The following is a 12,342-nucleotide window of genomic DNA, read 5'->3' as shown; positions in this document are numbered from 1 at the left end:
AGAGGTGTATAAGAGACAGCGCCCCCGCCGCCCATGCCGTCTCCGGCGTCACGGCCACCACCGCCGAGGAACGTCACGGCGTTGGCCACCACCTCTGTGGTGTAGTTCTTCCGGTTCTCCTTGTCCGTCCACTCGCGCGTCTGCAGGCGGCCCTCGACGTAGCACTGCCGTCCCTTCTTCAGGTACTCGCCGCAGAGCTCCGCGAGCTTTCCCCAGACGACGATGCGGTGCCACTCGGTCCGCTCCTGCTTCTGGCCATTCTTGTCGACCCAGCTCTCGCTGGTGGCGATGCGGAAGTTCGCCACCGCCTGACCGCCGGGAGTGAACCGGACCTCCGGGTCCGCCCCGAGGTTGCCGATGAGGATGACCTTGTTCACGCCTCCAGCCATGACTGCATTCCTTTCTCACGAGAACCGGTCCACCGAGGACCGGTTACACCCCGGACGCACCCGCCGGGTTTGATTCCCACCTATAGCAGTGGGTACTGACACCCAGCCAGAAAGCCGCCTTCTTCCTGGGTGCCGTACGCCCGTCTGCCACCCGGCCAGGGAGGCATGCCCGGCCGGAGGGAACTCGCGAGAAACACAGCGGATTCCGGCCTACCCGCCCGGGCGGTTGTCGGCGGTGGAGGACTCGGGCGCGTTGCCCGCGGGCGCCACCATCTGCACGGGGGTGAAGCCCTCCGGCGTCTTCGCCGGGGCCTTGGCCTCCGCCACCTTCTGCGACAGCGTGGAGTCCAGCCCCTTGGCGAAGGACGCCAGCCGAGGATCCGAAGCACCCAGCGTGCGGCGCAGCGACTTCCAGAAGGGGTGGTCCGCCTGCCCCGCCTGCACCAGCCCCCGCGCCAGCAGCGTGGTGCACGCGTCCCGGTCCCCGGCGCTGGCGGCCCGAAGCGCCACCACCAGTTCCTCCGGCGCGGTGCGAGCCACCTCGCCCAGGGCCTCGGCCATCTCCGATTGGGCCTGGGCGTCCGTCCCCGTCGCGCCCGCCAGCTCCAGCACCCGGGCCAGCGCCTCCGCGTTTCCGCCCGCCGCCAGCTCCACCATGCTGCTGACGCCCGGCACCTCCACGGACAGCACCCGCGCCACGTCCTTCAGCCGGCCATAGACCTCGGCGGTGGCCGAATAGCTGTCCAGCAGCGTGCGCGCGCCCAGGTAGTCATGCGGGTTGGACTGGTAGAGGCTCTCCGCCAGCACCGCGCGCACGGCCGGGTCTCTCTCGCTGCGCCACGCTGTGCGCAGGAAGCCGATGTTGCGCTGGTCGCGCTGCGCGCCCAACTCCAGGTACGTCTTGATGCGCGCGGCCACGTCGTCCACGGCGCCCGAGGGACGGCCGCTGTCCGCCAGCGCGGCCACCGCCGTGGACGGCCCCAGGCTGGAGCCGGTGGCGGCCACCGCCGCGCCCAGCGCGTCCAGGCCCGCGACGATGGGACCGGCGCGGCCCGCGAAGTCGTTGGCCATGATGGAGAAGGTGAAGCGCTCCCCGCCCGCGCTCGTCACGTAGCCGCTCAGCGCGGACACGCTCTCCAGGGTGCCCGTCTTGGCGCGCAGCCGGCCCACCGCGTCACTGCCCTCGAAGCGGTACTTGAGCGTGCCGTCCTTGCCCGCGATGGGCACCGACGACAGGTACTCCGGCGAGAAGGGGAAGCGCTGCACCATGTGCCGCAGCAGTTGGTTGAGCTGCGTGGCGGAGAAGCGGTTGGCGTCGTTCAGCCCGCTGCCGTTCTTCATCACGTAGGTGCCGCGGGGGATGCCCACGTCGCGCTCCAGGAACTGCTCCACCACGTCCACGCCCTTGATGAAGGAGCCCGGCGAGCCGCGCAGCTCGGCGCCCATCGTCTTGAGGAGCTGCTCGGCGACGAAGTTACTGGACAGCTTGTTGAGGCGCTTGAGGAGCACGTCGAACGTGTCCGACTGCGACACGTGCAGCATGCGGGCCTTGGTGGACGTCTTGCCCAGCTTCACCTTGCCCTTCATCTTCACGCCGCGCGTCACCAGCATCTGCTTGAGCGACTGGCCGAAGTACATGGGCGGGTTGTCGATCTTCTTCCAGACGCTGACGGCGCCACCGCGCTCCCCCGGGAGCTGGCCGCGCACGACAATCTTCTGCTGGAGACCCGAGGGGTCCGACGTGACGGACACCCGGCGCGCGCGCCGCGGTCCGGTGGTGAGCTGGTTCTCCACCACGAAGTAGTCGCTGGGCGGCTCCATCTCCACCACGCCCTTGGCGCCCGGCGCGTTACCGGGCCGCAGGTAGATGGCCACCGCGTTCCAGTTGAGGCTCACCGCGCCGGTGGGCGCCATGTAGGCGCGGTCCGTGTCCTCCTGGTCATAGCCGGGCGGCGTGCGCTCGGCGTCGAACCACGAGTCGTCCACCACGATTTCGCCCACGTCGCGCACGCCGGCGTGCCACAGCTCCGCGACGATGCCCCACAGGCGCTCCGTCGTCATGGACGGATCGCCCTTGCCGCGCACATAGAGCGTCTTCACCTTGCCGTCCGCGCCCAGCTCCGGCTCCACCAGGAACTCGGTGTCGTAGCGGAACTCGGGCCCCAACGACGCGAGCGCGGCGGCGGACGTCACCAGCTTCACGTTGGAGGCGGGGTTGAGCAGTTCGTCGGCGTTGTGGCTGAACACCACGGTGCCGTCGTCCAGGCTCTGCATGAGCACGCCCATGCGACTGGCCTTCAGTGGCGCGCGCTGGAGGACCTGCAGCAGCGCGGACTTGAGGGCCTCGCGGTCCGCGCGCTTCTCCGTTGGAGCGGGCGCGGCGTGCGCGGCGTGAGAAAGCGACAGGAAAATAATGGCCGACACGGCCAAGATGGAGCTGGCTCGATGGACCTGCACACTCTCTCCGGGGAAGTCAGGTGCCATTATGCGGAACGGGGCAAAAGACGGGCAAGGGTGAGTGGCTGCGTGAGTCCACGTCTGGGCGCTCGCTCTTCCAGCAGGCAGAAACCTGACATTCCAACTGTAACGGCGTGACTGACGCGAGCCCCCGGTCAGACACGCTTGTCCACGAGGTGACTTCGATGAGAGCGGTGGTGCAGCGCGTGCTGGAGGCGTCGGTGACGGTGGAGGGCCAGCGCGTGAGCGACATCGGCCCGGGCCTGCTGGTGCTGCTGGGCGTGGGCAAGGGCGACGCGGAGGCGGACGTGGCGTGGATGGTGGAGAAGCTGGCCACGCTGCGCATCTTCGAGGACGCCGCGGGGAAGATGAACCTGTCGCTGGAGGAGACGTCCCGGCAGCTCATCGTCGTCAGCCAGTTCACGCTCTACGGCGACGCGCGCAAGGGGCGCAGGCCCAGCTTCATCGACGCGATGGAACCCGTGAGCGCCAAGGCCCTCTATGAGCGCACATGTGAGCTGCTGCGCCAACGCGGCCTGAGCGTGGGCACCGGCATCTTCGCCGCGGACATGAAGGTGGCGCTCGTCAACGACGGCCCCGTCACGCTGCTGCTGGAGAGCCCCGGGCCGGCCGCGCCCACGGGCTAGATTCGGACGCCGGAGCCCTTCGTCACCAACGCCGCCAGCCCCTGCTTCGCCAGCGCCGCGCCGCGAAGGTGCGCGGTGAGGGCGCCCAGCTCGCGAATCCAGTTGGCAGCGCGGGGCCCCAGGCCGGAGAAGGCCACCGTGAGCGGCGGTGGCTGCGGCTGCTTGCCCAGCCAGTACGCGAGCACCTCCTCCTTCTCCGGCAGCGACGGCAGCTTCATCCGCTCCTGCTCGCGGGCCAGGAGGCGCTCCAGCTTGCGCGGCAGGTTCACCTGCCAATGCGCCACCTTCTTCGCCGGGCGCCAGGCCCAGTCCGCGAAGGCGTAGCGCGTCCCGGGGGAGTATTCGCCCCGGCCCTGGGTGGTGAACACCTGGTCCGGCGGGAACTCCGGGAAGGGCTCCCACAGGCCGGCCAGCAGCGAGGCCAGGCCCACGTCCTCACGCGGCCGGAAGCGGAAGCGGTCCCGGACGTCGCGCGAGCCCCGCGCGTCCCAGTAGGGATAGTCCGCCTCCTCCACCATCAGCGCCAGGTGCAGGGCCTCGTCCCAGCCGTCCGCGTAGCCCACCTCCGCCTCACCGACCTCCCAGCCCGCGGGGCCTTCGGTCCAGTGCAGGAAGACGAGCCGGTCCACCAGGTCCGCCCAGGGGTCCGCGTCCACGGAGCCCACGCCGCCGGGCAGCGCCGTGGAGAGCATCCGCTCGCAGAGCATGCGCGCCTGACCGTCCCCCAGTTGCTCCTGCAGGGACTCCAACGCGCCGGGGGCATCCCCCATGGCCCGCTGGAAGAAGGGCAGCAGGTGTTCGTGGAAGAAGCGGTCGCTGATGGGTCTCAGGACGACGTCCATGGTGCGGATGTTCCCCCCGGAACGCACGCCCACTCAAGGCCGTGCGTCTTCCTGGACGATGAGGGCGTGGATGTCCGCGGCCGTGGGCGCCTCGAGGATGGCGGCCCGGAAACGCGGGTTCTTGAAGAGACGGGAGATGCGGGCCAGGGCCTTGAGGTGGACCCCCGCACTGTTCTCCGGCGCCACCAGGGCGAAGAACAGGTGGGTGGGCTTGCCGTCAATGGCCTCGAAGTCCACGCCCGCGCGCGACACGCCGAAGGCGGCCTGGAGCTGCCCCATGCCCGACAGCTTGCCGTGGGGGATGGCCACCCCCTCGCCGATGCCCGTGCTGCCAAGCTTCTCGCGCTCGCGCAGCACCTCCACCAGTCGGTCCGCGGTCAGCAGCGGATGGGCACGCACCAGCGTGGCGCTCAGTTCTCGCAGGACTTCAGGCTTCGTCCGCGACTGCATGTCGGCGATGACGGCTTGGGGGCTGAGGAACTCGGCGATTCTCACTGACGCTCCCGCGCTGGCGCTCCTGGTTGGCGGCAATTACTCCTCACCCCTCTTTAGCGCAAGGGTGGCCTGTCTGGATGCGCGCTCGCCTCGCTCACTGCGCATCATGACGCGGAAGGGAAACCCGTCCCACGGGAGGTAGGGACTTCCCATGAAGCGTCTGTTCCTGTCGACTGTCATCGACATCGCGTCGAGGGCGACCGGCGCATGCTCGCTGGGGTGGCCCCCACCCGCGTCCAGGCCCCCTCGGCGGGGCGTGGGCGCGGGGCCCCATGGGGACCCGCGCCGACGCCCTCCAGCACGCGGAGGCATTCGAATGGTGGACCGCCGTCACACGCCGTCACCCCACTTCACCGGGTGACGGCGCGCGGAAGTCAGCGGTCAGCGACGGCTCAGGTCCCCGTCGCGGCGGCGACCGCCGGGGCGTGCGGCTCGATGAGGCCGTACTGGCCATCCTTGCGCCGGTAGACGATGCACAGCGACTCCGACTCCACGTTGTGGAAGACGTAGAAGTCGTTGTTCATCAGGTTCATCTGCATCACCGCATCATTCACCGTGAGCGGCTTGACGGTGAGGTGGGTGGCACGCACCTCGCGCGCCGCCTGCGACGGGGCCGAGGGCTGCGCGGGCACGACGACGGCGGGTTTCGGCGCATCCTCACTCGCGGAGGCCTCGGCCAGCGACGTCAGCTCGTCCACGTCCGGGAGCTCGAACACGGCGTGGCGGACCCGGAGCTGCTCCACCAAATCATGCCGGTGGTGGACGCGCTCACGGCCATGATGCGTCTTCAGCTTGTCACGGTAGCGCCGCAGCTGGCGCTCGATCTTGTCCATCGCCAGGTCGATGGACGCGTACATGTCATCGCTCTTGTCGCGGCCCCGAAGGACCCACGCGCCGGAGTGGATGGTGATGTCCGCATGGTGGAGGTGGCGTTCCAACGACAGGACCACATGGGCCTCGCCGGCTCGGTCCAGCAACCGGTTCACCCTTTCGACCTTCTCGCGTGCGTACTCCTTGAGGGAATCGGACGCTCCGAACTGACGGAAGGTGATGTTGAACTGCATGCGTGGCTGCCTCCTAGGGTGAGAGGTGAGCTCCGTGACGGATCTGAAACTTTCCCAGCCCAGGAAAGCAACCCGCCCCACCAGGTTGCCTGTTCCCGGACACACCACCCGTCCGAGGGAGGACATCCCGCTTGCACCTCGCGTCACTGGTAATGGCCCTCTGTTTGGAACCATGCCAGGACGCGTCCGGTGACATCACGCGCCGCGTCAGCTCACGCGAGCAGCCGCCCGCCCGTCACGCCCAGCGCCACCCGGCCCTCGAGCCGGCCCCTCATCACTGCACGTTGACGACCCGCTCCTCGGAGTGGAACACCGTCGCCTCGCACGTGGCGACGCCCGTGCACTCCAGCACCTCGCCGGGCGCGGTCGCGCTCAGCGTGAGCAGGTGGGCGGCGACAGGCGTCGTCGGCAGCAGGGTGAAGCGAACGACCGCCTCTTCCTGCTCCGTGGGGATGGTGGCCGTGGCGCTCCCTCCCTCGCGCAGCAGGGTGGCCGTGACGCGGCTGGGGACCTCACCCTCGGGCAGCCACCGGAACGAATACTCCTGGTCGCGCGTGAGCCGGTCCTCGGCGCCGGGGCCCTGGAAGGAGAAGAGGCGCTTGGCCTTTCCGTTCTTCATCACCAGGGTGATGGTGTGCGTCCCGTCCTGGAGGACAATGCGGGCGTCCTCCATGGGCTGCCGCACCCAGATGTTGGGGTCGAAGTCGTAGTAGGCCCGCGTGGGCACGCACACGTCGCGGCCCGCGGTGCCGTCCACCCCGCCCCGCTCCAGTGCCATCGGCTGGCCGTTGAAGGTGGCCGTGACGCCCTCGCGAAGCTCGGTGCAGCGGTCCTCTTCCGCCGCGGGCGAGAAGGTGACGGTGACGCGGTGGGAGCCCGGCTCGTCCACGCCCTCGAAGATGTTCACGTCCGACTGGGTCAGCGTCAGCGCCCGGTCGGAGAGTCCCGCCAGGTCCACGACTTCAGAAGTGAGGCTGCTGCCACAACCCGACAACAGGCCCACCGCGATGAAGGCCCCCGCCGGGATGCAAAGAAGGTTGCGACGAAGAATGGGATTCATGCGGCGCCGCACCCTATACCCGCGCCCCGCCGTCCGCGAGCAGCCCTTCCAGCCGAACCTTCACTTCCGGCCACTCCGTGTCGACGACGCTGTAGTACGCGCTGTCACGCACCACACCGCCGCGCACCAGCTTGTGGTGGCGAAGCACCCCCTCGAAGCGAGCGCCCAACCGCTCGATGGCCGCCCGCGAGCGCGCGTTGTGCTTGTCCGTCTTGAGCTGCACCCGCATGACGCCGAGCGACTCGAAGGCGTGCCGCAGCAGCAGGTACTTGCACTCCGTGTTGATGCGCGTGCGCCACACGCGGCGGCCCAGCCACGTGTAGCCAATCTCCAGCGTCCGGTGGTCGCGCTGGATTTCGAGGAAGCGCGTGGTGCCCACCGGCGCGCCCGTCCGCCGCTCGATGATGACGAAGGGGCGCTCGCTCCCTCGCTCGGTCGCCTGACAGGCGCTGTCGATGAAGGCCGCTACGTCCGCTTCGGTCCGCAGCACGCACGAGAACCAGGTGAAGATGTCGTCCTCGCACAGCGCGGCCAGGGCCGGCGCATGCTCCGGACGCAGCGGCTCCAGGCGGACGTCGTGCCCTTCGAGCGTGACGGGCGGAACGACGAGGGGGACGCAGTCACGCCGGTGCACGGCGGAATCGGGAGGGAGGGTGGCGCTCATGGGATGCCCACTCTGCCCACCCGGGCGCGCCGTCGACAAGCGGCGCGCCCGAACAGCCGTGACTCAGTAGTACCGCTTGCGCTTGCTGCTGGGGAGGATGCCCAGCACCTCGCGGTACTTGGCCACCGTGCGGCGGGCAATCTCGGTGCCCTGCGAGCGCAGCAGCTCGACGATTTTCTGGTCCGAGTACGGGTTGCGGGCGTCTTCCTGCGCCACCAGTTGCTTGATGTGGTGCTTCACCGCCTCGCTCGCGGTGTCCTCACCGGAGACGCGGGCGATGGACGAGTTGAAGAAGTACTTCAGCTCGAAGATGCCCTGCGGCGTGTGCACGTACTTGCTGGTGGTGACGCGGCTCACCGTGGACTCGTGCATGCCGATGTCCTCGGCCACGTCCCGGAGGATGAGCGGCTTGAGGTGGGCAATGCCCTTGTCCAGGAAGTCCCGCTGGAACTTCACGATGCTCTCGGTGACTTTGTAGATGGTCCGCTGCCGCTGGTGGATGGAGCGGATGAGCCACATCGCGCTGCGCAGCTTGTCCTGGATGAAGTCCTTCGTCTGGCCCGGGCCCACCGCGCCCGTCTTCAGCGCGTTCCGGTAGGTGCCGGAGATGCGCAGCTTGGACAGGCCGTCATCGTTGAGCACCACCGTGTAGTCGTCCCCCATCTTGTAGACGAACACGTCGGGGGAGATGTACTGCGCGTCGTCCCCGCTGAAGTTGCGGCCCGGCTTCGGGTCCAGCTTCGGGAGCAGCCGCACCGCCCCCACCACCTCTTCCAAGGTGACCTTCAGGTCCTTGGCGATGGCGGGCAGGTTCTTGCTCTCCAGGTACTTCATGTGCCGCTTGATGATGAGGCCCAACAGCGGCGCGTGCGGCTCCCTGATGCCCTGGAGCTGGATGAGCAGGCACTCCTGCAAGTCACGGGCGCCGCAGCCGCGCGGGTCCAGCATCTGGATGCGCCGCAGCGTGCGCTCCGCGACGTGCATGGGCACGTCCGCCTCGTTGGCCAGGCGGATGAGCGGATCCCCCTCCACATCCGGCAGCTTGAGGTAGCCGTCGTCATCCAGGTTGCCCAGGATGAGCATGGCGATGCGGCGCTCGGCGTCATTCAGGCGCAGCGTGCCCAGCTGCTCCTGGATGTGGTCGACCAGGTCCTCCTTCTTGACGAGGTTGGCCTCGAACGACGGCATGTCGTCCGTGGCCACGTTGCCCTTGTTGGAGGCCGTGGTGGGCTCATTGAACTGGTAGCTGTTGAGGTACTGCTCCCAGTCGATTTCCGGGGGGCCCTCCCCGTCTGCCTTGAACTCCGTGGCGGTGTCGCTGGTGGCCGCGGGCAGATCCACGTCCCGCGGCATCTCCATGTTGTCCGCTTCCAGGGAGGCTTCCCCGGGTTCCTTGTCTCCCACATCTCCCGGCGCTTGCTCGTCTGGTTGCTCCAGCAGCGGGTTCTGCTCCATCTCCTCGCGGACCTGCTCGAGCAGTTCCATGCGAGACAGTTGGAGGAGCTTGATGGCTTGCTGCAGCTGCGGCGTCATCACCAGCTGTTGGGCAAGCTTCAGGCTTTGTTTCAGTTCCATCGCCATGAGACGGGGTCTCCCGGGTTGATTCGGTCCCTCTGGACAGAGGACCACCATCAAAGACCGTGCCAACGTAACAAGGAGCCCTGACTTCGTCTAGCCCCGAAACAAGGGTCCCTTGCTTGCATGCTCAGAATTCCACAAGGAATCCAGGGGCTTAAGACCACTCAGGGTGTCACATGCGCGTTGACAGGTCGACGCAAAAGTGGGGCCAACCCATTCTAGGCACTCCTCTGACAGGTGGCCAGCCGTGCTTAGAGCGCTTGTTGGAGGCGGAACCGTTCCCCCAGGTAGACGGCGCGGGCCTTGGGCGACTCGGCGATCTCCGCCGGAGTGCCCTCTTCCAGGATCTGCCCCTGTGCGATGATGTACGCACGATCACAGATACCCAGGGTGTCCTGGACGTTGTGGTCGGTGATGAGGACGCCCAGTCCACGCTCGCGGAGGAGGAAGATCTGCCGCTGGAGGTCGCCCACGTTGATGGGGTCCACGCCGGCGAAGGGCTCGTCGAAGAGGATGAAGCGGGGCTGGGGGATGAGGCTGCGGGCAATCTCGGCGCGCCGGCGCTCGCCGCCCGACAGCGTCTCTCCCAGGGACTCCGCGACGTGCGTGAGGCCGAACTCGTCCAGGAGGGTGTCGGCGCGCTGCTCGCGGGCCTTGGCGTCCAAGTCCTTCTGGAGCTCCAGCACGGCCAGGAAGTTGTCGCGCACGGTGAGCTTGCGGAAGACGGAGGCTTCCTGGGGCAGGTAGCCCACGCCCCGGCGAGCGCGGCGGTGCATGGGCAGGTGCGTGAGGTCCTCGTCGCCAATGCGCACGCGTCCCGCGTCCGGAGACACCAGTCCCACCACCATGTTGAAGCTGGTCGTCTTCCCCGCGCCGTTGGGCCCCAGCAGGCCCACCACTTCCCCGGGGGCCACGCTGAAGGACACGCCGCGCACCACCTGGCGGCCGCGGAACGTCTTCGCCAGGCCGTCTGCGAACAGCTTCGCGCTCATCGAGCCGTGCCTCCCTGCGCGGAGGGGGCCGTCCCGGAGGACGGGGCCGGACGGGGCGCGGACTGCCGCCCCTTGCGCTTGGCCGGGGTGGGGTTGGAGGGCAGCGATTCGAAGACGATGACGGCGTTCTCCACCTCCAGCCGCTCGTTGCCCAGCGTCAGCCGGACCTTCGTCCCGCGCATGTGCGTGGTGCCCTGGCGGGCCTCGGGCGAACCTGTCACCACCAGCACGCCGCTGGGCACGTCGTACTCGGCGCGCTCGCCTTTGGCCATGCGGTCGCCGTCCACGGCATGCACCCCGCCGGTGCACACCACACGCGTCACCTCGCGTTGAGGGGTGTAGTTGGCCGTCATCCGGTCGCACTTCAGGTCGAGCGTGCGGTGCTTCACCTTCACGTTGCCGGTGAGGGTGGCCTGCGACTTCTGGAACGTGACGTTGTCGCCGTTGATTTGAACGGGCTCCGTCAGCTCCTTGCCACCCAGGGGGCTCGGGGCGCGGGTCCCCGCCCCAGCAGTGAGTGCTGAGCCCGCCACCGCGGCGGGAGGCGTGCCCTGCGCGGGGGTGGCGGCGACCGCGGGCGCGGGCTGCGCGACGAAGAAGGCCATCACGAGGAACTCAATCACTCTGGCGCTCCCAGCACGGACTCCACCGAGCCCGCGAAGTTGAACGTCTCGTCCGGGAAGAACAGCTCGAAGCGGTCTGCCCGCAGCCGATAGTCAGGTCCCTTCACCGTCACGCCCTCGTTTCCATGCGCCCGCTCCGTGGTGGCGTCGTACGTCAACCGGGGAGTACGGGCCTCCATGCCCTTCCCGGTGCGGATGATGACACCGCCCGAGGCCACCACCTGCTTGGACGCGAGGCTCCCCTCCATATTCGGGGCGCTCACCTCCACGCCTCTCTCCGTCCCGGGGGGCGCTCCCTGGGAAGAGGAACCCGGCGGAATCCGGATGGTGGCGTCGGTGGCCCACACCTCGCCGGTGGTGCGCTGGTAGGACACCTGCCGGGCCGTGCCGGAGCGGATGAGCCGGTCACCCTCGAAAGACTCCAGGCGCGCGCCGTGCAGCACCACCTCCGGGGGAGGCTGGCCGCCGGACGCACCCTCGCCGGAGCCCGGCTTGCAACCGGGGGCGAACACCAGGAGGACGAGGCTGGCGGCGAGCAGGCGAGACACAGGGCTTCCTTATCACCCAGCGGATGCGGGCGCCGCCTCCGGAAGTGGGACGTCCTCGCTCACCGGTGGACGCGTCTTCCAGCGCTGGTGCATCCACACCCACTGTTCCGGCGTCCGCCGGATGGCGGCTTCGATTCGGCTGGACAGGGCGGCGGTGAGGGCCAGGGCGGCCGCCTCGCGGTCCGTGTCCTGGGGCACCGGGACCTCCTCCATGGACAGGCGGTACCCCGCCCCTTCGCGGTGGCAGAAGCCCGTCACCACCGCCGCGCCCGTGCGGATGGCCAGGTCAGCGGCGGCGCGCGGGGTGGCGGCCAGTTGCCCGAAGAAGGGCACGAAGAGGGACTGCACCTTCGTGTCCTGGTCGATGAGGATGCCCAGGATTTCGCCGTTGCGCAGGGCGCGCAGCATGGCCCGGGCAGCGCCTTCCTGGCCGCGCCAGATGCTCCGCACCCCGCCGCGGGCCCGGAACTGGCCCACCAGCTCCGTGAGCCGGGGGTCGGTGGTCTCCTTGGCGATGCTCTGGCTGGGGTAGCCGGCGCGGGCCACGCGGCGGGCGAGCAGCTCCCAGTTCCCCACGTGCCCGGACACGAAGACGACGCCGCGCCCCCGGGCCAGGGCCGTCTCCAGCACCTGCCGGTCGGCGTCCGGCCAGGCGACCAGGCGCTCCAGGGCCTCGTCCAGGGCGCCCGTGCAGGCCACCTCCAGCGCGGCGGCGGCCAGGTGGCGGAAGGCGTCGCGGGCCAGCGCCTGCCGGTCCGCGTCCGACTTTTCCGGGAAGGCCACGGAAAGGGACTTGAGGGCCTTGCGGCGCTCCCCTCCGGCCAGGGTGTAGGCCAAGGCGCCCAGGCGCGCACCCAGGCTCCGGGCGACGCCCAGGGGCAGAGGTTGAAGGAGCAACAGGACGCCACGGATGAGCACGTAGCGGAGGAAACGCTTGAGGCGCTTTGCTAAGGGTGGACGCTCCACGAGGCGTTCAATATCCC

General features: G+C 69.0%; 13 protein-coding genes. 1 reads left to right on the top strand and 12 read right to left on the bottom strand.

Translation table 11 applies throughout. From position 1 onward, the window contains the following. Positions 1 to 389: single-stranded DNA-binding protein (locus tag F8M74_RS22180; RefSeq protein WP_163884531.1), on the bottom strand; the 389-nt coding region annotated here is incomplete at its 3' end. Positions 390 to 599: 210 nt separating this feature from the next. Beyond that, complete coding sequence (dacB, locus tag F8M74_RS22175) at positions 600 to 2,846, bottom strand: D-alanyl-D-alanine carboxypeptidase/D-alanyl-D-alanine-endopeptidase (RefSeq protein WP_141256831.1); 2,247 nt, start codon at positions 2,844 to 2,846, stop codon at positions 600 to 602. Positions 2,847 to 3,031: 185 nt separating this feature from the next. On the opposite strand from dacB, the gene dtd reads away from it, so the two are divergent. Continuing rightward, on the top strand, positions 3,032 to 3,493 hold the full coding sequence (gene dtd, locus F8M74_RS22170) for a D-aminoacyl-tRNA deacylase (protein ID WP_141256832.1): 462 nt from the start codon (positions 3,032 to 3,034) through the stop codon (positions 3,491 to 3,493). On the opposite strand, the gene F8M74_RS22165 is transcribed toward dtd, so the two are convergent. The 10 genes from F8M74_RS22165 to F8M74_RS22120 all read right to left on the bottom strand — a co-directional run bounded on the left by F8M74_RS22165 (position 3,490) and on the right by F8M74_RS22120 (position 12,325). Next, positions 3,490 to 4,335, bottom strand: a complete 846-nt coding sequence (locus tag F8M74_RS22165) for a hypothetical protein (RefSeq protein ID WP_163884529.1) — start codon at positions 4,333 to 4,335, stop codon at positions 3,490 to 3,492. The genes dtd and F8M74_RS22165 overlap by 4 nt on opposite strands. 33 nt (positions 4,336 to 4,368) lie before the next feature. Further along, a complete protein-coding gene (locus F8M74_RS22160; RefSeq protein ID WP_140860832.1) occupies positions 4,369 to 4,830 on the bottom strand; it encodes a PTS sugar transporter subunit IIA in 462 nt (153 codons plus the stop codon). A gap of 392 nt (positions 4,831 to 5,222) precedes the next feature. After that, positions 5,223 to 5,894, bottom strand: a complete 672-nt coding sequence (gene raiA / locus F8M74_RS22155) for a ribosome-associated translation inhibitor RaiA (protein WP_141256834.1) — start codon at positions 5,892 to 5,894, stop codon at positions 5,223 to 5,225. Between the two features lie 274 nt (positions 5,895 to 6,168). Then, positions 6,169 to 6,954, bottom strand: coding sequence for a hypothetical protein (locus F8M74_RS22150; RefSeq protein WP_141256835.1), 786 nt, complete (start codon positions 6,952 to 6,954; stop codon positions 6,169 to 6,171). 13 nt (positions 6,955 to 6,967) lie between these two features. Next, the gene (locus F8M74_RS22145; protein ID WP_141256836.1) at positions 6,968 to 7,618 is read right to left on the bottom strand and encodes a GNAT family N-acetyltransferase; all 651 of its coding nucleotides are present in this window, start codon (positions 7,616 to 7,618) and stop codon (positions 6,968 to 6,970) included. Positions 7,619 to 7,681: 63 nt separating this feature from the next. Beyond that, entirely contained in the window at positions 7,682 to 9,199 is a 1,518-nt protein-coding gene (gene rpoN / locus F8M74_RS22140; RefSeq protein WP_141256837.1) for an RNA polymerase factor sigma-54, read from the bottom strand. 248 nt (positions 9,200 to 9,447) lie between these two features. Continuing rightward, complete coding sequence (gene lptB / locus F8M74_RS22135; RefSeq protein WP_141256838.1) at positions 9,448 to 10,188, bottom strand: LPS export ABC transporter ATP-binding protein; 741 nt, start codon at positions 10,186 to 10,188, stop codon at positions 9,448 to 9,450. After that, the gene (locus tag F8M74_RS22130; protein WP_141256839.1) at positions 10,185 to 10,811 is read right to left on the bottom strand and encodes an LptA/OstA family protein; all 627 of its coding nucleotides are present in this window, start codon (positions 10,809 to 10,811) and stop codon (positions 10,185 to 10,187) included. The genes lptB and F8M74_RS22130 overlap by 4 nt, the downstream gene beginning before the upstream one ends. Beyond that, a complete protein-coding gene (locus F8M74_RS22125; RefSeq protein WP_141256840.1) occupies positions 10,808 to 11,359 on the bottom strand; it encodes a hypothetical protein in 552 nt (183 codons plus the stop codon). Before F8M74_RS22125 ends, F8M74_RS22130 begins: the two co-directional genes overlap by 4 nt. A 12-nt stretch (positions 11,360 to 11,371) precedes the next feature. Then, on the bottom strand, positions 11,372 to 12,325 hold the full coding sequence (locus tag F8M74_RS22120) for a lysophospholipid acyltransferase family protein (RefSeq protein ID WP_011551178.1): 954 nt from the start codon (positions 12,323 to 12,325) through the stop codon (positions 11,372 to 11,374). Positions 12,326 to 12,342 lie beyond the last annotated feature (17 nt).

The organism is Myxococcus sp. CA023 (assembly GCF_010998615.1).
Taxonomy (GTDB): domain Bacteria; phylum Myxococcota; class Myxococcia; order Myxococcales; family Myxococcaceae; genus Myxococcus.
Note: the sequence above shows the minus strand (reverse complement) of the source record. Positions and strands in the feature narration are given on the sequence as shown.